General features: G+C 66.3%; 19 protein-coding genes. 9 read left to right on the forward strand and 10 right to left on the reverse strand.

What is annotated here, in order from left to right; genetic code table 11:
* The first annotated feature begins 64 nt into the window (after positions 1 to 64).
* From KV110_RS15105 to narI, 4 genes are all read left to right on the forward strand, one after another.
* Complete coding sequence (locus tag KV110_RS15105; protein ID WP_246634733.1) at positions 65 to 3,718, forward strand: nitrate reductase subunit alpha; 3,654 nt, start codon at positions 65 to 67, stop codon at positions 3,716 to 3,718.
* A 1-nt stretch (position 3,719) separates the two neighbouring features.
* Positions 3,720 to 5,453: a nitrate reductase subunit beta gene (narH, locus tag KV110_RS15110; protein WP_218476759.1), complete on the forward strand. Its 1,734-nt coding sequence runs from the start codon at positions 3,720 to 3,722 to the stop codon at positions 5,451 to 5,453.
* Positions 5,454 to 5,523: 70 nt separating this feature from the next.
* The gene (gene narJ / locus KV110_RS15115; protein WP_218476760.1) at positions 5,524 to 6,204 is read left to right on the forward strand and encodes a nitrate reductase molybdenum cofactor assembly chaperone; all 681 of its coding nucleotides are present in this window, start codon (positions 5,524 to 5,526) and stop codon (positions 6,202 to 6,204) included.
* On the forward strand, positions 6,201 to 6,941 hold the full coding sequence (gene narI, locus KV110_RS15120) for a respiratory nitrate reductase subunit gamma (protein ID WP_218476762.1): 741 nt from the start codon (positions 6,201 to 6,203) through the stop codon (positions 6,939 to 6,941). The genes narJ and narI overlap by 4 nt, the downstream gene beginning before the upstream one ends.
* Positions 6,942 to 7,020: 79 nt before the next feature.
* Here the strand turns inward: narI and KV110_RS15125 are convergent, their stop codons facing one another.
* The 7 genes from KV110_RS15125 to KV110_RS15155 form a co-directional block, all read right to left on the reverse strand.
* On the reverse strand, positions 7,021 to 7,419 hold the full coding sequence (locus KV110_RS15125; RefSeq protein ID WP_218476764.1) for an NUDIX hydrolase: 399 nt from the start codon (positions 7,417 to 7,419) through the stop codon (positions 7,021 to 7,023).
* 191 nt (positions 7,420 to 7,610) lie between these two features.
* Complete coding sequence (locus KV110_RS15130) at positions 7,611 to 9,062, reverse strand: nitrate/nitrite transporter (RefSeq protein WP_218478480.1); 1,452 nt, start codon at positions 9,060 to 9,062, stop codon at positions 7,611 to 7,613.
* A 335-nt stretch (positions 9,063 to 9,397) separates the two neighbouring features.
* The gene (locus KV110_RS15135) at positions 9,398 to 9,580 is read right to left on the reverse strand and encodes a hypothetical protein (protein WP_218476765.1); all 183 of its coding nucleotides are present in this window, start codon (positions 9,578 to 9,580) and stop codon (positions 9,398 to 9,400) included.
* Between the two features lie 20 nt (positions 9,581 to 9,600).
* The gene (locus tag KV110_RS15140) at positions 9,601 to 10,698 is read right to left on the reverse strand and encodes an Rv2629 family ribosome hibernation factor (RefSeq protein WP_218476766.1); all 1,098 of its coding nucleotides are present in this window, start codon (positions 10,696 to 10,698) and stop codon (positions 9,601 to 9,603) included.
* A 2-nt stretch (positions 10,699 to 10,700) separates the two neighbouring features.
* The gene (locus KV110_RS15145) at positions 10,701 to 11,045 is read right to left on the reverse strand and encodes a DUF3140 domain-containing protein (protein ID WP_246634550.1); all 345 of its coding nucleotides are present in this window, start codon (positions 11,043 to 11,045) and stop codon (positions 10,701 to 10,703) included.
* A gap of 92 nt (positions 11,046 to 11,137) precedes the next feature.
* Positions 11,138 to 12,094, reverse strand: coding sequence for a serine hydrolase (locus tag KV110_RS15150; RefSeq protein ID WP_246634551.1), 957 nt, complete (start codon positions 12,092 to 12,094; stop codon positions 11,138 to 11,140).
* A complete protein-coding gene (locus KV110_RS15155; RefSeq protein WP_218476767.1) occupies positions 12,091 to 12,966 on the reverse strand; it encodes a LysR family transcriptional regulator in 876 nt (291 codons plus the stop codon). The genes KV110_RS15150 and KV110_RS15155 overlap by 4 nt, the downstream gene beginning before the upstream one ends.
* A gap of 243 nt (positions 12,967 to 13,209) precedes the next feature.
* Here KV110_RS15155 and bla (KV110_RS15160) point away from each other — a divergent pair, with 243 nt between their 5' ends.
* Both bla (KV110_RS15160) and bla (KV110_RS15165) read left to right on the forward strand, forming a co-directional pair.
* The gene (gene bla / locus KV110_RS15160) at positions 13,210 to 14,082 is read left to right on the forward strand and encodes a class A beta-lactamase (protein ID WP_423710183.1); all 873 of its coding nucleotides are present in this window, start codon (positions 13,210 to 13,212) and stop codon (positions 14,080 to 14,082) included.
* Positions 14,079 to 15,026, forward strand: coding sequence for a class A beta-lactamase (gene bla / locus KV110_RS15165; RefSeq protein WP_218476769.1), 948 nt, complete (start codon positions 14,079 to 14,081; stop codon positions 15,024 to 15,026). The genes bla (KV110_RS15160) and bla (KV110_RS15165) overlap by 4 nt, the downstream gene beginning before the upstream one ends.
* Positions 15,027 to 15,062: 36 nt before the next feature.
* On the opposite strand, the gene sigJ is transcribed toward bla (KV110_RS15165), so the two are convergent.
* Positions 15,063 to 16,004: an RNA polymerase sigma factor SigJ gene (gene sigJ, locus KV110_RS15170; protein ID WP_218476770.1), complete on the reverse strand. Its 942-nt coding sequence runs from the start codon at positions 16,002 to 16,004 to the stop codon at positions 15,063 to 15,065.
* Positions 16,005 to 16,178: 174 nt separating this feature from the next.
* On the opposite strand from sigJ, the gene KV110_RS15175 reads away from it, so the two are divergent.
* Complete coding sequence (locus tag KV110_RS15175; RefSeq protein ID WP_218476771.1) at positions 16,179 to 16,619, forward strand: YybH family protein; 441 nt, start codon at positions 16,179 to 16,181, stop codon at positions 16,617 to 16,619.
* On the opposite strand, the gene KV110_RS41785 is transcribed toward KV110_RS15175, so the two are convergent.
* Positions 16,580 to 17,389: a helix-turn-helix domain-containing protein gene (locus KV110_RS41785; RefSeq protein WP_218476772.1), complete on the reverse strand. Its 810-nt coding sequence runs from the start codon at positions 17,387 to 17,389 to the stop codon at positions 16,580 to 16,582. The two genes, KV110_RS15175 and KV110_RS41785, sit on opposite strands and share 40 nt — an antisense overlap.
* A gap of 309 nt (positions 17,390 to 17,698) precedes the next feature.
* Here KV110_RS41785 and KV110_RS15185 point away from each other — a divergent pair, with 309 nt between their 5' ends.
* Positions 17,699 to 18,595 (forward strand): glycoside hydrolase family 113 protein, encoded by an 897-nt coding sequence (locus tag KV110_RS15185; RefSeq protein WP_218476773.1) that lies wholly within the window; start codon positions 17,699 to 17,701, stop codon positions 18,593 to 18,595.
* Here KV110_RS15185 and KV110_RS15190 read toward each other — a convergent pair.
* Positions 18,575 to 19,162 (reverse strand): TetR/AcrR family transcriptional regulator, encoded by a 588-nt coding sequence (locus KV110_RS15190; RefSeq protein WP_218476774.1) that lies wholly within the window; start codon positions 19,160 to 19,162, stop codon positions 18,575 to 18,577. The genes KV110_RS15185 and KV110_RS15190 overlap by 21 nt on opposite strands.
* A gap of 166 nt (positions 19,163 to 19,328) precedes the next feature.
* Between KV110_RS15190 and KV110_RS15195 the strand changes: the two genes are divergently transcribed.
* Positions 19,329 to 20,264, forward strand: a complete 936-nt coding sequence (locus KV110_RS15195; protein ID WP_218476775.1) for an alpha/beta hydrolase family protein — start codon at positions 19,329 to 19,331, stop codon at positions 20,262 to 20,264.
* Positions 20,265 to 20,289: the final 25 nt, after the last annotated feature.

The following is a 20,289-nucleotide window of genomic DNA, read 5'->3' on the forward strand; positions in this document are numbered from 1 at the left end:
CCGACCATCCGCCGACGCCGGTGACGCACTCCTGCGATTGGGCAAGTATTTCCACCGCGGCGAGATGTCGGCCGACCAGCGCACCTTGCACAAGACCGGCGGACGCGGTGCCGACGAGTTCTACCGGGACCGCTGGTCGCACGACAAGGTCGTGCGTTCCACGCATGGGGTGAACTGCACCGGGTCGTGTTCCTGGAAGATTTATGTCAAAGACGGTGTGATCACCTGGGAGTCGCAGCAGACCGACTATCCCTCAGTGGGCGCGGACAAGCCCGAGTACGAGCCGCGGGGTTGCCCGCGCGGTGCTTCGTTCTCCTGGTACACCTACTCACCCGCCCGAGTTCGCTACCCCTACGTCCGTGGCGTGCTGCTGGAGATGTACCGGGAGGCCAAGTCTCGGCTCAAGGATCCGGTACTGGCCTGGGGTGAGATCGTCGAAGATGCCGCGAAGGCCAAGCGCTACAAGTCATCTCGGGGCAAAGGCGGATTCGTCCGCGCCGAGTGGTGGGAAGCGGCCGAGATCGCTGCCGCGGCGCACGTCTATACGATCAAGCAGTACGGCCCGGACCGGGTGGCCGGCTTCTCGCCGATCCCCGCCATGTCCATGGTCAGCCACGCCGTCGGCGCGCGCTTCATTTCGCTGCTCGGCGGCTCGATGCTGTCGTTCTACGACTGGTACGCCGACTTGCCGGTGGCCTCGCCACAGGTTTTCGGCGACCAGACCGACGTCCCGGAGTCCGCCGACTGGTTCGATGCGGGCTACCTCATCATGTGGGGTTCGAATGTGCCGGTGACCAGGACACCGGACGCGCACTACATGACCGAGGCCAGGTATCGCGGCCAGAAGGTGGTCGTGGTTTCCCCCGACTACGCCGACAACACCAAGTTCGCCGACGAGTGGGTGGCGGCGCGGCCGGGAACCGATGCGGCCCTTGCCATGTCGATGGGGCACGTGATGCTCAAGGAGTTCTTCGTCGACAAGACCACCGCCCGCTTCACCGGCTATGTCAAGCGCTACACCGATCTGCCGTTCCTGATCACCCTCGACGAGCGCGACGGCGCTCACGTTCCCGGGAAGTTCCTCACCGCAGCCGATCTCGCGGCGGCCGGTTCGGTTGCGCAGGGGGCGGCCGAACCGCGAACCCAGGGGGCCGAGGGCGACGAGTTCCGCACCGTATTGCTGGATTCGGACGGGAATCCGGTGGTGCCCAACGGGTCCCTGGGCGACCGGTTCGGCGCGTCCGGTACCGGACGGTGGAATCTCGATCTGGCCGACGTCGACCCGCTGCTGACGCTGCACGGCCGCACCGAAGACACCGCGGCCGTTCAGGTTCCACGCTTCGACACCGATGTGCCGGGTGTGCTCACCCGCGGGGTGCCGACGATTACCGTTGCGGGAAAACGGGTTACCACCGTGTTCGACCTGCTGCTCGCGCAATACGGTGTCGCGCGCGAAGGGCTACCCGGCAACTGGCCGACGGGCTACGACGATGCCGCCGAGCCGTATACCCCGGCCTGGCAGGAGGCCATCACCGGTGTCCCGGCCGCGCAGGCGACGCGGATCGCCCGCGAATTCGCCGACAATGCCGATCGTTCCGGCGGCCGCTCGATGATCCTGATGGGAGCGGGCACCAACCACTGGTTCCACTCCGACCAGATCTACCGCGCGTTCTTCACACTGACCCTGCTCACCGGCTGTCAGGGCGTCAACGGCGGCGGCTGGGCCCACTACGTCGGTCAGGAGAAGTGCCGCCCGGTAACCGGTTGGTCCACGCTGGCTTTCGGCCTGGACTGGCAGCGGCCGCCGCGGCAGATGCAGGGCACCGTCTTCTGGTACCTGACCAATGACCAGTGGCGCTACGATCCGTTCACCGCCCAGACCTTCGCCTCGCCGTTGGGGGACGGCCGGTTCGCCGGCCGCACCGCCGCCGACAATATCGCGCTGGCGAGCAGGCTCGGCTGGATGCCCAGCTACCCGACATTCGACCGCAATCCATTGGATTTGGCGGACGAGGCCGAGCGGGCGGGCAAGTCGGCACCGGAGCACATCGTGGACGAGTTGAAGTCCGGCGACCTGCGATTCGCCTGTGAAGATCCGGACGCGCCGGAGAACTTCCCGCGCTGCCTGACGGTGTGGCGCGCGAACCTGCTCGGCTCCTCGGGCAAGGGCAACGAGTATTTCCACAAGCACCTGCTCGGCGCGGACTCCAATGTGCAGACCACCGATGTCACCGGAGTCCGGCCGCAGGAGCTGGTCTGGCGCGAGCAGGCGCCGACCGGAAAACTGGATCTGCTGCTGTCCCTGGATTTCCGGATGACCAGCACCACGCTGTTCTCCGATATCGTGCTGCCCGCCGCCACCTGGTACGAGAAGCACGATCTGTCCTCCACCGACATGCATCCGTTCGTGCACGCCTTCTCCCCGGCGATCTCACCGCCGTGGGAGGCCAAGACCGACTTCGATGCCTTCCATCGGATCGCGCGCGGCTTCTCCTGGATGGCGGAAAAGCATCTCGGTGTCCGTAAAGACATTGTCGCGGTGCCGTTGCAACACGATTCACCGGATGCCATGGCGCAGGCGGGCGGTCGGGTGCTGGACTGGAAAGCCGGTGAATGCGAACCGATTCCGGGGCAGACGATGCCCAAACTGGTACTGGTGGAACGGGATTACCCGAAGATCGCGGAGAAGATGGCAGCCCTCGGGCCGCTGATCGATACCCTCGGACTGACCACCAAGGGCGTCACGACGTATCCCGACGAGGAAGTGAAGTACCTCGCGGGCGTCAACGGCACCGTCGTTTCCGGTGTGGCCCAGGGTCGTCCGTCACTGGCCAAGGACACCCACGCCGCGGAGACGATCCTCGCGCTGTCCGGCACCACCAACGGCAGGCTGGCGGTACAGGGCTTCGAGGCGCTGGAGCGGCGTACCGGCACCGAGCTGGCCGACCTGGCCGCCGAACACGAAGGCAAACGAATCACCTTCGCCGACACCCAGGCTCGCCCGGTGCCGGTGATCACCTCGCCGGAGTGGTCCGGCAGTGAGACCGGCGGGCGACGGTACTCACCGTTCACCATCAACACCGAACGGTTGAAGCCGTGGCACACCCTCACCGGCCGCCAGCACTTCTACCTGGACCACGACTGGATGCTCGAACTCGGTGAGCAGCTGCCGATTTTCCGTCCGCCGCTGGACATGACCGCGCTGTTCAGTGAACCCGGAGTCGGCGCCGTGACCGAAAAGGGCGTGACCGTCCGCTACCTGACGCCGCACTCGAAGTGGTCGATTCACTCGGCGTACCAAGACAACCTGCACATGCTCACCTTGTCTCGCGGCGGGCAGTCGATCTGGATGTCGGAAAAGGATGCGGCGAAAATCGGTGTCGCCGATAACGATTGGATCGAGGCGGTCAACCGCAACGGTGTCGTCGTCGCGCGGGCCATCGTGTCGCACCGGATGCCCGAGGGCACCGTGTTCATGTATCACGCGCAGGACCGGGCGGTGGACGTGCCACGCATCGAGGACCGGCCCGAGGTCAACGACGCGCGCGGCAAACGCGGCGGCATCCACAATGCGCTGACCCGAATCATGATCAAACCCTCGCACCTCATCGGCGGCTACGCGCAACAGTCCTTCGCGCTGAACTACCACGGCCCCACCGGAAACCAGCGCGACGAAGTCACCACGATTCGGCGGCGCTCGCAGGAAGTGGAGTACTGACATGCGCGTCATGGCCCAGCTCGCCATGGTGATGAACCTGGACAAGTGCATCGGCTGTCACACCTGCAGCGTCACCTGCAAGCAAGCGTGGACCAACCGCGGCGGCACCGAGTACATGTGGTTCAACAACGTGGAAACCCGTCCCGGCCAAGGGTATCCGCGCCAGTATCAGGACCAGGAGAAGTGGAAGGGCGGGTGGCAGCTCAACCGCAGGGGCAAACTGACCCTGAAATCCGGTTCCCGGCTCAAGCGCCTGCTCAACATCTTCGCCAACCCGGACCTGCCGACGGTGTCGGACTACTACGAACCGTGGAGCTACGACTACGACAACCTGCTGTCCTCGCCCGCGATGGACACCACCCCGGTCGCCCGCCCGAAATCGCTGATCACCGGCGAGAATACGAAGATCACCTGGGGCGCCAACTGGGACGACGATCTCGGCTCCGGTCCGGAACAGGTCGGCAAGGACCCTCTGCTGTCGCGGCTGTCCGAACAGGTGAAGCTCGAGTTCGAGCAGACGTTCATGTTCTATCTGCCGCGGATCTGCGAGCACTGCCTGAACCCCTCGTGTGCGGCATCGTGCCCGTCCGGCGCGATCTACAAGCGCGCCGAGGACGGCATCGTGCTCGTCGACCAGGACAAGTGCCGCGGCTGGCGGCAGTGCGTCACCGGCTGCCCGTACAAGAAGATCTACTTCAACCACAAGACGGGCAAGGCGGAGAAGTGCACGTTCTGCTACCCGCGAGTGGAAGTCGGCATCCCCACCGTCTGTTCGGAGACGTGCGTCGGACGGCTGCGCTACATCGGCGTGATGCTCTACGACGCCGACAAGGTCCTCGAAGCGGCGTCGGTGACCGACGACAAGGACCTGTACCCTGCGCAGTTGGGCGTCTTCCTCAACCCGCACGACCCGCGCGTAGTCGCCGAGGCCGAACGGGCCGGTATTTCGCCGGAATGGATTCAGGCAGCACAGGATTCGCCGATCTACAAACTGATCGTCGACTACCAGATCGCGCTGCCGTTGCATCCGGAGTACCGCACGATGCCGATGGTCTGGTACGTGCCGCCGCTGTCGCCGGTGGTGGATGTGCTGTCGGAGACCGGACACGATGGCGAGGACGCCAGGAATTTGTTCGGCGCGATCGATGCACTCCGGATCCCGGTGGAATACCTTGCCGAGTTGTTCACCGCCGGGGACGTCGGGCCCGTGCGTGCCGCGTTGCAGCGGTTGGCCGGGATGCGAGCGTTCATGCGGTCGGTGAACCTGGGGGAGGAGCCCGATCCGGCGATCGCTGCCTCGGTGCGGCTGGAGCCCGAAGAGATCGAATCGCTGTACCGTCTGCTGGCGATCGCGAAATACGAACACCGGTACGTGATTCCGTCCGGTGCGGGTTCCGAAGCGCACCAGTTGGACGCCCTGGCCACCGGCTGCAGCCTGGACAATGACGGGGGGCCGGGCATGACGGCGTTCGACACGATGGTGGAGAAGTTCCATCTGACCGACACCAACGGTGCTGCCCCGGCGGAGAAGTCGAACCGCGTCAACCTGCTCAACTGGGACGGCAAGAGCACCAACGGATTACTGCCATCGGCGGCCGACAGCACGGTCGGGAACGGCACCAACGGCGCGCCGGTTAACGGGACCAACGGCGCGGGCAACAACGGGGGACGAGCCACCGCCGGTAACGGTGTCGCCCCCGACAGCACGCCGACCCCCACCGGAGCGCCCCAATGATCCGCAACGCACCATCCGGCCGCTCGGTACGCGCGAACGGTTTTCCGCAGGCGTCGAGCGGTGAGTCGTCATGGCTCTGCTGAAGGTACGGCGCAGGCCCGAACCCGCGGTGCCGATCGCCGAGCGGGACCGGCGCTTGGTGTGGCGCATGGCCGCCTTGCTGCTCGACTACCCACACCCGGAAACCCTCGCGATGGTGGACGAAATGGCGGCCGCCGCAGCGGAATTGCCGGACTCCGTGCGAAACGAGCTGGTGGAATTCCTGGCCCACCTGCGGGCCACCGCGCCGCTGGACCTGGCGCGGCAATACGTCGAAACCTTCGACCTGCGTCGGCGTTCGAGCATGCACCTGACCTTCTACGCCTACGGCGACACGCGCAAGCGGGGAATGGCGTTGCTCCGGTTCAAACACGCCTACCGGCATGCGGGCGTCGAACTGGGTGATGAGGAACTGCCAGATCACCTGCCTGTGCTGCTGGAGTTCGCCGCGACGGTCGACCCGATCGGCGGTGAACGGCTACTCGGCGAACACCTCCCGGTTATCGAGCTACTCCGGCTTTCGCTGTCCGACAACGGTTCTCCCTACGCCGCTGTGCTGGCGGCCGTTGTCGCCACGCTGCCGCCGCTGACCACGGCGGACCGGCGGCGCATCGCCGAGCTGGCCGCACAGGGGCCGCCGGAGGAAGAAGTCGGCCTCGAACCGTTCGCCATGGATCCCACGATGTTCGCGCAAGGAGAAGGCCGCCGATGACCAGCACACTGTGGTTGACCCTGCCGTACGTGGCGTTCACCTCGTTCGTCCTTGGGCACCTCTGGCGCTACCGGAACGACCAATTCGGTTGGACCACACGCTCTTCCCAGATTTACGAAAGCCGCCTGCTGCGCCTTGGCAGCCCGCTGTTCCACTTCGGCATGCTCGGGGTCATCGGCGGTCACGTGATGGGCATCCTGATCCCCGAATCGTGGACCGCCGCCGTCGGCATCTCGGAGCACACCTATCACCTGGTCGCGGTCTCCGCGGGTTCCGTGGCAGGGGCTGCCGTGCTGGTCGGCGTCGCTATCCTGCTCTATCGCCGAATCACCGTGCCCGCGGTGCGCAAGGCGACGAGTGCGAGCGACAAATTGATGTACGTGTTGCTGGCGGCGGCGTTGATCACCGGCCTGCTCAACACCTGGGGCAGCAACCTCTTGTGGGGCACCTACAACTATCGCGAAACCGTTTCGCCTTGGTTCCGAAGCCTTTTCACCTTGAATCCGGAACCCGGCCTGATGGTCGGCACACCGTGGACCTTCCAGGCGCACGGCTTGGTCGTGCTCATCCTGATCGGGATCTGGCCCTACACCCGCCTGGTCCACATGTTCAGCGCCCCCATCGGTTACCTCACGCGGCCGTACGTCGTGTATCGCCGCAAGGAATCCAACGCCCCCGACACCCGCCGTTACGCGCGTGCCTGGGAAGCTCCTGTCACGCCAGAACACTGGCGCTGATCCGCCACCCTCGCGGCCCCCGCCGTTTCCGGTAGGCGATCTGATCGGTGCGGTCGGAAATGACAGGGGCGGTCCCGACCTATCCGTCCAGCAGGCCCTGATCCTGCAGGTGCGTGAAGATCAGCTGATCAACCGGCGGCACTGAATCGCGATCGGACCCCGTCAACCAGACGATCTCGGCAATCTCACTTGCCGGTGCCAGACTTCCTTCGAAATCCGCTGTGTAGCAGGTCATCCGCACAACAACGCCGTCAGGGTGACCGTGCGCTTGCGCCTCGAAGGTGCCGATATGCCGCGCGGTCGTCGGATCGATCCGAACGGTCAACTCCTCCAACACTTCCCGCGCCAACGTCGCGGTATCGCTCTCACCGAGTTCTCGCTTACCACCCGGCAAGTAGTAGACGTCCTTGCCACGCGATCGGGTGCTCAGCACCTTTCCGTCGACCACATGTATCCATGCGACTTTGTCGATGACCACACAGTTCTCCCGACTGCCTTCGAATTCCGGACTGGTCGAACGATAGTCATATGGCCGAAGGGCCGGTCAGCAGACGGCGCAGGTAGGTCGACGACTCCTGGTGGCATCGCCGCGGTACGGGCGATGAACGCGATACTGCCCGACGGCGAATAGCGTGCCGTCGGGCAGTAGTTGCGGGATCGGTTCAGGCGTCAGGCCCGAGCGCGGGCGTTGTCCTCGACGCTCGCCGCCACTTCGGCTTCCAGGACGAATGCCTCCGCCTCGACCACCACGTCGGCGTCCGGACGCGAACTCGGCCGCCGCAGGAAGACCGCCCAGACAACGAGGGCGCACGCCACATAGAAGACCATGAAAACCCAGAACGCGGTGGTCGCCGAGTTGGTCGAGGCGTACGAGGAACGCAACACCAGGTTGATGCCGACACCGCCGAGCGCACCGATCGCGCCGACGAAACCGATCAGCGCACCGGACGTATTACGCGCCCAGGCGGCCTGCTCATGACGGGGGCGGGCCAGACTCTTGGACTTGGCCTCGAACACCGACGGGATGATCTTGGTGACCGAGCCGTTGCCGATACCGGACAGGATGAACAATGTGATGAACCCGCCGATCAGCGTGGCCATGGCCGCGCCGCTCGGCACGCCGCCATTGCGATCACCCAGGGTGCTCGCCGCCGCGACAACCACGGCGGCGACCATCATCGCGCCGAAGACATACATGGTGACCTTGCTGCCGCCGATCCGGTCGGCCCATTTACCGCCGTAGGGGCGGGCCAGCGAACCGAGCAGCGGTCCGATGAACGCGATCTGCGCGGCATGTAGCGCGGCCTGCGCGGCACTGTCACCGCCTGCTTTGAAGCTGATCTGCAGCACCTGCCCAAAGGCGAAGCTGTAGCCGATGAACGAACCGAACGTGCCGATGTACAGGAACGCGATCGCCCACGACTGCGGCACCTTCAGCGCCGCGACCATGTCGGACAGGTCGGCCTTCTGGTTGCGCAGGTTGTCCATGTACAAGGCGGCGCCGAGGGCGGCAAGACCAACCAGAACCAGATAGACCGCGCAGATCAGCGAGGCGTAGTCGTTGCCGAGGGTGGCGATGATCAGCAGGCCGAGCAGCTGGATGGCCGGTACGCCGATGTTTCCGCCGCCCGCGTTGAGCCCGAGCGCCCAGCCCTTGAGGCGCTGCGGGTAGAAGGCGTTGATATTGGTCATCGACGAGGCGAAGTTGCCACCACCGAAGCCCGCGAAGGCGGCTACCACCAGGAACGTCGTGTACGAAGTGCCGGGCTGATTGATGAAATACAGCGTGAGCAGCGTCGGGATCAGCAACAGGACCGCGCTGAAGATGGTCCAGTTGCGGCCGCCGAACTTGGCGGTGGCCACGGTGTACGGAATTCGCAGGATCGCACCGACCAGGGTCGGCACGGCGACGAGGAAGAACTTGCCCGCCGGATCGATGCCATAGGTTTCGGTCGGCATGAACAGCACCATTACCGACCAGATCGACCACACCGAGAAACCGACATGCTCGGCGAAAACCGACCAGATCAGGTTCCGCTTGGCGACGTCCTTACCACCGGCTTCCCAGGCCGTGACATCCTCGGCATCCCAGTTCTCGATGTCACGGTTACGCGTCAGCATGCTCAACTCAGGCCTCCCACAATCGGTTGTCTTCGACGGTAGGGAGCGGGTATTGCCGACATGATGCGCGAAATGACCGGGAGATCAACGGTTGCTCACGAGTACGAATTGCGCCGCGTGAATCCGCCGCTAAGTTTCCGGCATGTGACGCACCGGTTTCCGCGCGTCACAAACCCCCGATCTCGAAAAGTATCGACCGGTGCGGGATTCATAGAGTATGACCCGCCAGAGTTCCTGGGCCGAAGGCCCGAGGTCCCACCTCATGCAGTCAGCACGACAGTCCTGCGGCACTGCGCGCGTCCGCGGCGGGATTCCTCGGACCGGCGGCCGCGCTGCTAACCTCCGGAATTCCGTTCCCGCACGCCGCGATCGCCCGTGATCTCGTCATCGTCGGCGGGCGGTTCCGGATCGCGCCATTCCTCGGCCCGGCTGGATCGGTTGCCGCGCAAGGTGCCTTGGAGTTCGTGCGCGAGTTCGTCGTCGCGTTTGGGTCCGTGCTTGCTGTTTCCTCGTTCCATCACTGCTCCTCGGATTCGTCCTATCGGTGCCGAAGCAGCGCTCCCACGCCTTCCGGAATCGCACCCGCCTCGTCGACCGGTGTGATCGCGGCCCCGCAGTTGAGGGCGGCGACGGGTAGCGCTTCGTCGGCCCGGCAGATGCTCGCGGCCCGGGTATCGCCTGCGGCCACCTGTACTTCGTCGACCGGATGGATCGGCGCGGGCTCGGTTTGGACCAGACGATCCCCGAGCGCGGCCTCGTTGATCAGCAGTTGGTCCACATTCGCCTCGGCCAGCGCGGCCGTCGTCGCGGCCAACCCGGCGACCGCCAGCCCCTCGGGCCGGCCGCTCTCGGTGGCGAACTTCTCCAGTACGCTGTGTTGTTCCTGCTCGGCCTGCTCGCTGACGATCGCGTACACCTGCTCGTCGAATTCGGTCTGATCCGCGCCCGCGGCCCTGGCACCGGCCTCGACCTGGACGACCTCGGCGCCGTGCGCGGGCAGCGCGTCGGCTAGCGCCGCACGGGAGGTGACTTCACCGCCGATGATGATGACGCGTGCACGCACCTGCTCGGCGAGTCTGGTGACCTCGCGCGCCACCTCGTCGATATTGCGGCGAATCTTCTCGTCGACCCGATGTTGGATCGACCAGGCCGACCAGCCGCCGCCATGACGGATCTTGTGCAGCGGGTGGCCTTCACCCTGCACGGTTTCACCGACGACCGCGTTGGAAGAATCGACCGCGTAGATATCTGAGCCCCGCCGATCGACCAGCGCCACCACATGCGCGACCTGTCGGGCCGCCTGCTCCAGCAATGGCAGCACGTAGGGCAGCCGGGCGACACGCACGATATCGCGCGGCGGCACTTCCGGCAGCACCTCATCGGCGAGCAACGTCTCGCGGTCGGCGATGAGGACGCGGCCGCATCGGCCCGGCACCGGCGGGGTCGCGAGCAGCGCGTCCTCGAGCAGGCCGACCGTAGTGCGATCCGCACCGGCCGTGGACAACTGCTCCTTGATGGCGCGCCACCGTAATTCGTGCTGGTGCGCGGCGTCCTCGGTGTTGTGCGAGGCGTCGATGTACAGCGAAGCGAACGGACCGTCCCGTTCGACGATATCGCGAATTTTCGTACTGTTCATGGTCACGGCCCCTTCAGTGGATCGTGGCCGACCGACATCAGCCGGTGCCGCCAATGCGCTTGTCCGGCAACCGGTTCCAGATCCGATCGGCGGGCGGCGGACACCTCGTCCACCACCGCTCGCATCGCCTCGATGTCCTCGGCGACCAGATCGGTCCGGCGTTTACCGAGAATGGCCAGTACCCGCTGGCCGAGCGGTGGCCCCGAGCGGTCCGGCAATGCTTCAGCGTCCGGACCGGCGCTTTCGGTGCGCAGCCAATCCCGCAACTCGCGGGAGGACATGTTCACGACGCGATGGAACTCATCCCACAAATCGTCGTCGACGTGGGTTTCCGCCAACGTGCTCACCCCGTTTCGAATAGCGTTCGGAGATCATCCGGGCGCCTGTCGACTACCCGGAAGATCCGCAGCAAAACCTGAGGCTCCGGTGGGGAATCCGGCTACCCGCCGGGAGAATTCAGCAGCGGGCGGCGCAACTCGGTGACGGCGATGCGGGCGGCTTCGGCGATCGCGGCGTCGACGACGGGCAGGTGCGGGTTGGCACGGGCGGCGCGGGTGAATACCGCCACCGCGACGGGGTGCTCCTCAGGGAACTCCACTACCGCGACCTCATTGCGAATCGCGCCGATGGTGCCGGTCTTGCCCGCGACGGACACGCTGCGGTGTGGGAACGCGGCGGCGATGCGATGCGGCCAGATCTGCTGGCGCATAACCGATTGGACGAATTCTGTCTGCTCCGTGGACAGCACGGTCCCGGCCCAGACGGCACCCAGGAAGCGGGTCATTTCCTCGGGTGTCGTCGCACTCGCGTACGCCGGATCGTAGGCCGATACCGACCATGCCGCGTCATTGTCGGCCAGTGCCGCGAAGGCTTCGGCGGTGGTGTGGGTGTCGGTGTCGCGAACCAGGCTGTGGTGCACGTCGGCGGTGCCGCCGACCACCCGGGTCTCGGTGAGTCCTACCTCGGTGAGCAGGTCATCGACGGCGGCCAGGCCGACCTCGCCGAGCAGCACATCGGCCGCGGCATTGTCGGACACCGTCATCATCGACTTCGCCAGGTCGCGGCGGCTGAGGGTCACCGGGTCGAGCAGTGCGGCAATTCCGGTCGGCCCCGGCGTGCAGTCGGCGGGATCCACCGTGAGCTGCGCGAGGGGATCGATCCGCCCGGTCTCGACGAACCGGCAGAACGCGACGAACAGTGGCAGCTTGTAGACCGATGCCGTGACCACGCGGGCTCGGCCGTCGACACTGATCTCGGCCGCGGAGTCGTCACACCGGCGGGCGTGCAGCCAGCCGGTGCATCCGGCGTCGGCGAAGACCGCGCGGATGCGGTCCACCGCCGTGCGCTCACCCATCGGGGCGCCCTTCGCCGAATCGCTGCGTGATGTTCTGCTCATCGCAGTCGCTCCCGGTACAGGACTCGATCGACCGCGTCGGCGTGAACATCGGCCCCGGGCCTGCGGATGACGCGCAGCCGCAAGGCGATCGCCTGCGGAGCCATGCGCAACCAGGTAACACCCGGGGTGGGGGAGGGCGGGGTCGTGGTGAGCCCGAAGCTCGTACCGGCGGCGACCGCGGCGAGCGTGGCGCGGTCGTCGCGGGCTACCACGGTGGGCGCGTCAAGCCCGCGTTCCCGCAGCAGGTCGAGCACGGTGTCGAAGGCGGGCGGATTGGTGGCGCGCGGTGGGTGGGCGAAGCTCAGGCCCGCCAGCATCGGGAAGGTGGGGCGTTCGGCGACGGCGCTGCGGTGATCCGACGGTACGACCAGCCAGCGCGGCACCTTCACGACGGGCCCGGTCGCGATGCCGTCGACCAGGGCCGGGTGCTCGATCACCGCCACGTCGTGCAGTCCCGCGCGGACATCGGTGACGAGGTCGACGGTCGCGCCCACCGTGGTGGACACCGCCGCGCCCGCGCCGACCGTCGACCGCAATGCGGTCACGCAGGCCGTGATCACCCGGTCCGGCAGGGCGGCGGTCGCTCCCCAGTGCACCGCGCCACGGGCATTCGCGATGCGCTGGGACTCGGCGAGCAACTGCTCGGCGTCGTCGACGAGCAGTCGGGCCCGGGGCAGCAGTTGCAGGCCCGCCGAGGTGAGTACCGCGCCCTGGCGGGTGCGATGGATGAGCTCGACGCCCAGCTGCCGTTCGAGACGGCGCAGTCCCTGCGAAAGCGGTGGTTGGGTCATCTCCAGCGCGGCCGCTGCCCTGCCGAAATGTCCCTCGTCCGCGATGGCGACGAAGAAGCGAAGGTGGCGGACCAGATCCATGCGGTCATTGAACCAGCAGGTTTCGCCGAGCCGGCGCTGCCGCCGGGACGCGGTCGGTGTCCCTGCCGTCCCGTTCGCGGTGACCTGCGACGATAGTCGGATCGACTCGCCCGCGGCAGGGTCGGGTATTGGTCTCGGACGCGGTGGCGCTGCTGTGCTGAGGCGGTGAATTTCTCAGCACCTGCCCACCGTGCCCCGCTCCTCCGCAGACGATGCCTCGCCGCGATCCTGGCGGTCTCCGCGCTGTCGTTCGCCACGGCGTGCGATTCTCGGTCCGACACGACGGTCGCCCAGACCAGCGCTACCGCACCCGCCGCCAGCCAGCCCTTCGCCGACCTGGAGACGAAAGCCGGTGCGCGGCTCGGTGTGTACGCGATCGATACCGGCACCGGCCGCAGCGTCGTCTATCGGGACGGCGAGCGGTTCCCGATGGCCTCCACCTTCAAGGGCCTCGCCTGTGGTGCCCTGCTGCGCGATCACTCACTCGCTTCGGGCTACTTCGATCAGGTGATCCACTACCCCCGAACCGATCTCGTCGAGTACTCGCCGGTGACCGAGCAGCATGTCGATAGCGGGATGACCGTCGCCGAGCTGTGCCACGCCGCCATTACCGTCTCCGACAACACGGCGGGCAATCAGATCCTGAAACTGCTCGGCGGCCCCGGCGGCTTCACCGCGTTCCTCCGGTCGATCGGTGACGACATCTCGCGGCTGGACCGCTGGGAAACCGAGTTGAACACCGCCATCCCCGGCGATGTCCGCGATACCACCGCGGCCGCCGCACTGGCCGCCGACTACCGCACCCTCGTCCTCGGGGACACTCTCGCCGAACCCGAACGCGAGCAACTGAAGCAGTGGCTCATCGCCAACACCACCGGCGGCAAACGCATCCGCGCCGGTCTGCCCGCGGACTGGACCATCGGCGACAAGACAGGAAGCCCCGCTTACGGATCCGCTCTCGACGTCGCCATCGCCTGGCCGCCCGGCCGCGCGCCGCTGGTCATTGCGGTCCTCACCACCAAATCCGAGCAGAATGCCGAACCCGACAATGCCCTCGTCGCCGAAGCAGCCCGGGCCGCGGTCGCGGAGCTCGGGGTCACCTCGGGGGCGCGATGAGTCGTGTCAGCCCGTCGTCCACTGAACCACCGGTCATTACTCGACGTGCGCTACTGGGGGCGATGGCGCTGTGGTCATTGGCCGGATGCACCGGAGGCGCGACGACCGCACCATCATCGGATCGCGCCGATACCCCGGCTCTGCCCACTGCCTCGGATGATCGCCATGTTCGTCTGGTCGAGTTGGAGGGACGGTACGAGGCGCGATTAGGGGTGTTCGCACTGGCCACCGGTACCGGCGCGACCATCGCGCACCGTGCGGACGAACGATTCGCGTTCTGCTCGACTTTCAAAGGGCTGGCGGCTGCGGCGGTCCTGCATCGTAATCCGCTGTCGCACTTGGGCACTCTCGTCCGCTACACCGAAGCCGATCTGATGAAGAGCGCCGTCATCACCCGGCAGCACGTTGCCACGGGTATGACGATTCGCCAGCTGTGCGACGCGGCGGTTCGCTACAGCGACGGCACGGCGGGCAATCTGCTGCTGCGCGATCTCGGGGGTCCGGCCGAACTGACGGGATACGCGCGCAGCCTCGGCGACACGGTCACCCGGATGGACCGGATCGAACCGACAATCGCCGAGGCCGTCCCCGGCGACCCGAGGGACACCACGTCCCCGCGCGCCTTCGGCAGCGATTACCAGAAAATTCTGCTGGGGGAGACGCTGCCGCCCGAGCAGCGCGCTTTCCTGCGCGATCTGCTGGAACGCAATGCGACTCCCGCAGGGGCCCAACGCATTCGGGCCGGTGTACCGCAGGGATGGACGGTCGCGGACAAGACCGGCACCGGTGATTACGGCACGCTGAACGACATCGCGATCGTCTGGCCGCCACAGTCCGCACCCCTTGTCATCGCGATCATGTCCAACAAGGCCGACCGGGACGCCAAGTATGAACCGTCGCTCCTCGCCGAGGCCGCCGCGTATGTCGTGGCCACGCTCACGTGAAATACGCGGTCGGTTCGTCAGCCGCCCATAGCATTACTAGATGTTCTGGGCGGTGGTCCACTGGCGGAGTTTGTCGGGGTTGCGGACGGCCCAGACGCGCATGATGCGATTGTCTGCGATGTCGAACGCGAATACCGACGATGTGGTCTGGTTCCGTTGGACCACCAGGCCCGGCTGGCCGTTGACCATGCGCTCCAGGATCGTCAAACCTGGTATTCTGCTGGCGAATTCGACGAGATAGCGGGCGATCTGCTCGCCGCCCTCGATCGGGTGCAGCGCGGCATCGACCAGACCGCCACCATCGGCGATTCCCGTGGCGGCGGGGTCGAGGAGCCCGATGAGCGCGTTGATGTCCTTGGCTTCCCAGGCGAGCTTGAAGTCACGGACGACGCGGGCTTGCTCGGCGGTTGGCGTCGCGGGAGGCCGCGAGGCGTCGATGCGGCGGCGGGCCGAGGTGGCCAGCTGGCGGCAAGCCGCCGGGCTGCGCCCGACGACCTCGGCAATGTCGGCGAACGGGTAGCGAAAGATGTCGTGCAGGATGAACGCGACGCGCTCGGCCGGGGTCATCGATTCGAGCACGACGAGAAATGCCATGTTGACCGACTCGTCTAGGGTGACCCGATCGGCTGGGTCGGCGCCGCTACTGGGCGGTCCCTCGCTCCATTCGCCGCGGTCGGGCAGTGGTTCGGGAACCCATTCGCCCACATAGCGTTCCCGTCGAACGCGTGCCGAGCGGAGCAGATCGAGGCAAATGCGGCCCGCGACCTTCGTCAGCCATCCGCCAGGGGAATCGATGTCCTGCTGCTGCTTTCGAGACATGGCATACCAGCGGGCATAGGTTTCCTGCACGACGTCCTCGGCATCGGCCAGGGAACCGAGCAGCCGATAGGCGAGATTGATCAGCTGGCGGCGCTCGCTCAGGATCGCGTCCAGGCTCGGCTCGTGTCGGCCGTCCGCCGGCCCGGGTTCGATGGTCATGTCTCGCCGATCCTCCTCTGTCGCATCCGTACACCGATACGACGACACAGCCACTCGGAATGTGATGTTTCCGCGGCGCCTCACATTCCGGCGGGCGGCGTCGTCGGAATACCGAACGACAGCGACCGCCGCCAGCAGATCTGGTTGCGGTCGGAATCTCGAACGGAGGATGCGATGACTACCAACGATTCCGAACTCAGGGCGTTCTTGAAAACCCGCGCCGAGGCCCAGCAGTCGAAGGACATCGATCGACTCATGGAGCACTACGATCCCGACATCGTTTACTACGATGTCGTCCCTCCACTCCGGTTCGCGGGGCTCGACGAAGTACGTCGCAACTTTCTGCGGTGGTTCGACGGCTACGAGGGCCCGATCAGCCTCGAAACGCACGACCGGACCCTGGTGACCAGCGGCGATGTCGCATTCGCGAACATGCTGCACCTGGACTCGGGAACCCGCAAAGGCGGGCTCCAAGCGTCGATATGGGTACGGGAGACCGTGTGCCTGCGGCGATCGAACGGCGACTGGCTGATCACCCACGAACACGTCTCGATTCCGATCAACCCGGAGAACTTTCAAGTCTGGTTGGCGTCCGAGAAGGACCAGCCTGCCTGACCCTGACGGACGGCAACCTGACCGCCGCGCGCGGACCGGCCCGGGACACCGAGCCGGTCAGCTCGGCTGCGCGCACTGACCTGGGCATGCCAGTGCGCCGCGGAGCGGATGATGTCGGTGCTGATCTGTTCGAGGAACTCGGCCGCCGCCGCGAGCCGGGCCCCGGTGGGGTGATCGGCTCCGAAGGCGTTCACGCCACGCAGTGCGGCCGCGGCGAGGTGCTGGTTGGCGCGGGCGCTGGCCACGACGGTGCGCAAGCCCGCGTCCGCGTCGATGAAGTAGCGCTGGCGTCTGCTGTTGTCGTCATGGCCGCGCAGGAGCATGCCCTGCTCCTCCAGCAGTCGGATCGCGTGGGCGACGGTGGCCGCGCTGACCTGGAGATGCTGGGCCAGTTCGGCTGCGGTGCGGCTGCCGGTCTCGGAGGTGTACAAGCAGGCCATGACGCCCGCGGCGGTACGCGGTACGCCGGTCGCGATGAGGGCCGCGGTGAGATCGCGGACGGTTGCGGCGGCCACTTCGGGTGCGGGGCCGGTGTTCTCGCTGATCGGCGGCGTTTCGGCCGGGCGCGGTTTGCGCCGGGCGCGGTGGGTTGCCGCGAGTTGTGCCAGGTCCGCGCGGTAGCGACCCGGCCCACCGTTGCGCGCGACCTCGCGGGTGACCGTCGAGGTGGGACGGCCGAGCCGCCGGGCGATTTCGGCGTGATCCAGACGCTGCGCCAAACCGCTGGCAATCTGCTGCCGGTCGGTTCTGGTCAGTCTGCGTCCTGGCATTCGGTCAGTATCTATACCGACCGACGATCGTTGCAACGTAACTGCTCTGGCGTGCATTAATCGGCACCGTCGTTGCAACTCCGAATAGTTGTCTTTACCAGCGGATATGCGTGTCTCGAACACCGGAGATCGATTGATATGAACTTCGGCCCACTCCTAAGGTTCGGACCAGCCCAGGAACTGGGTGAACAACCTGTGAGGAGCACGCCGATGCGAGCGCGAGGCATCACTTACGACACCGGCTTCACCCCTAGCGGGCAAAGTACACGGTCCGAGTTCGACTCTGCCGCAGCGCGAATGGAACTGCGCATGATCGCCGAGGACCTGCACTGCGATGCTGTGCGCATCACCGGTGACGACCCCGAACGCCTGACCGTCGCGGCCCGGCATGCCGCCGACGCCGGTCTGGAGGTCTGGTTCTCGCCATTTCCCTGCGAACTATCCGCGGAGCAGCTGCTGCCGTACTTCGCCGACTGTGCGGACCGCGCCGCAGCCGTGCGGGCCAATGTGTTCGTCGTCGGCTGCGAACTGAGTTTGTTCGGCGCCGGTTTCCTGCCCGGCGCCCATACTCTCGCCAGGCTGGAAACCTTCACCAGCGGCGAACTAGGGGTACTGGCCAGCCTGGCCGATGCCAACGCCCGGCTGAACGCCGCACTGGCCGACGCCGCGGTCGAGGTGCGAAAGCGCTTCCGCGGCAAGCTCACCTACGCCGCTGGAACCTGGGAAGACATCGACTGGGCACCCTTCGACATCATCGGTATCGACGCCTACGGCGATCCCGGACACCCCGCCTACCGACAGGGCCTGGAAGCGTTGCGGGGATTGGGTAAGCCGATCGCGGTGACCGAGGTCGGCTGCTGCACCTATCGAGGCGCCGCCGAACGCAGCGGAATAGGTTGGGACATCATCGATTACGACGCCGATCCACCGCACGTCAAAGGCGACTACCTTCGCGACGAGGACGAACCGGTCCGCTATATGCGCGAACTCTTCGACCTCTTCGAGGCGGAGTCGGTCGACACCGCGTTCTGGCACACCTTCGCCAGCTTCCAGCTCCCACACAACCCGGACCCGTACTTCGACACCGATCTGGCCTCCTTCGGTGTCTGTAAAGTCATGCCGGACAACACTCTTGCTCCCAAGCGCGCCTACCAAGCCCTGGCCGATATTTGTGGTGGCCCGGCCCTACCGGCATCCGTCGAGTAGCAGTCGAATGGTGCGGCGCGCGTCGTACTGTGGATCGACCATTTCCGCGCCAGCGCAGATATCGCCGATCGCTCGGAGCAGCTGGTAGGCGGGAATGTCGGCAGTGACCTCGCCCGCTTTCCTTGCGGCGGAGAGGATTTCGTCGAGCACCGGCACGAGGCGATCGAGAAACAGTGCGTGCAGAGCGGTGAAGGTGTCGGGGTCGTTGCGCATCGCGGCGGCCAGACCATGCTTGGTAACCAGGAAGTCCGCGAAAAGCTCCACCCATTGACGCAGCGCGGTGAACGGTGACGTCGCTGTCGCGAGCAGGGTGGGCCCGGCTTCGGCGCAGGCGTCGACTTGGTGCCGATAGACGGCCACGACGAGGTCCGCGCGGGTGGGGAAGTGCCGGTAGATCGTGCCCATGCCGACGCCAGCCGCGGCCGCGATCCGGCGTACGGGTGCATCCACCCCGTCGGTGACGAAGACCGACGCCGCGGCATCGAGCAGGGCCTTCTCGTTTCGCCGGGCGTCCGCGCGCTTGGCGGGGTTCGCGGGCGTCCGCAGTGGCTCGTCGGCTGCACTCATGCGGCACTCCTCTCCTTATGGTCTTCTCTTGCGAACCGGAGCGCTGCTCCGTATATTCGGAACAGTGCTCCGATTAAGAGTCTATCCGGTGGATCGCGCCGTCGGAGCCTGCGCCGCGTGTCCCTGCACGGACTCGGCGTTCATCGCAATCGAAGGGAAGATCCCCATGTCCACACCCGCCGCGAGCGCCGTGCCCGTCCTGACCACTCCGATCATCAGCATCAAGCCGGTCGTCCTGCCCGCACCAGAGCGCGGCGACGACCTACAGGTGCGTGTGTCGGCACCCGCCTTCGGAACCGACCTCCCGATCGTCGTCCTCGCGCACGGCTTCGGCGATTCGATGTCCGCCTATGACCCGCTGGTCGATTTCTGGTCCGGCAACGGTTTCGTTGTCATACAGCCCACGTTCCTCGATTCACGGACGCTCGGCATCACCCCGGCCGACCCGAGGTATTCGGATATCTGGCGCATCCGCGTCCAGGACGTCGAGCGCGTACTCGACGAACTCGACCGTGTCGTCGCCGCTGTCCCGGGTCTCGGTGACCGCGTTGATCGCGACCGCATCGCCGTCGCTGGACACTCCTGGGGCGGACAGACTGTCAGCATGCTTCTCGGCGCGCGCGTTGTCGGCGCGGACGGGCAGCCCGGCCCCGACCTGACCGATGCCCGGGTGAAAGCCGGTGTGCTCCTTGCCACGACCGGCATCGGTGGAAACGACCTGACGCCGTTCGCCGCGGCGAACTTTCCCTTCATGCACCCCGACTTCGACGCTCTGACCACGTCGACCCTCGTGATCGCGGGTGACAACGACCAGTCCCACCTCTCGACGCGCGGCCCCGACTGGTTCACCGACGTATACACCCACAGCCCCGGCGCCCAGAGCCTGCTCACCGTGTTCGGCGGCGAACACTCGCTCGGCGGAATCCACGCCTACAACGCCAAGGACACCACCGATGAAAGCCCCGAGCGCGTCGCGCTGATTCGCGAGGCTTCCTGGGCCTACCTCCGCAGCGCCCTCGGGATCGACGACACGGCGTGGAAGCAGGTGCAGGCCGGACTCATGGAGTCCGCCGAGCCGATCGGAGTCATCGACAACAAGTAACCATCGCCGGTGCCTGCACGCCGGT

Source organism: Nocardia iowensis (genome assembly GCF_019222765.1).
GTDB classification, from domain to species: Bacteria; Actinomycetota; Actinomycetes; order Mycobacteriales; family Mycobacteriaceae; genus Nocardia; species Nocardia iowensis.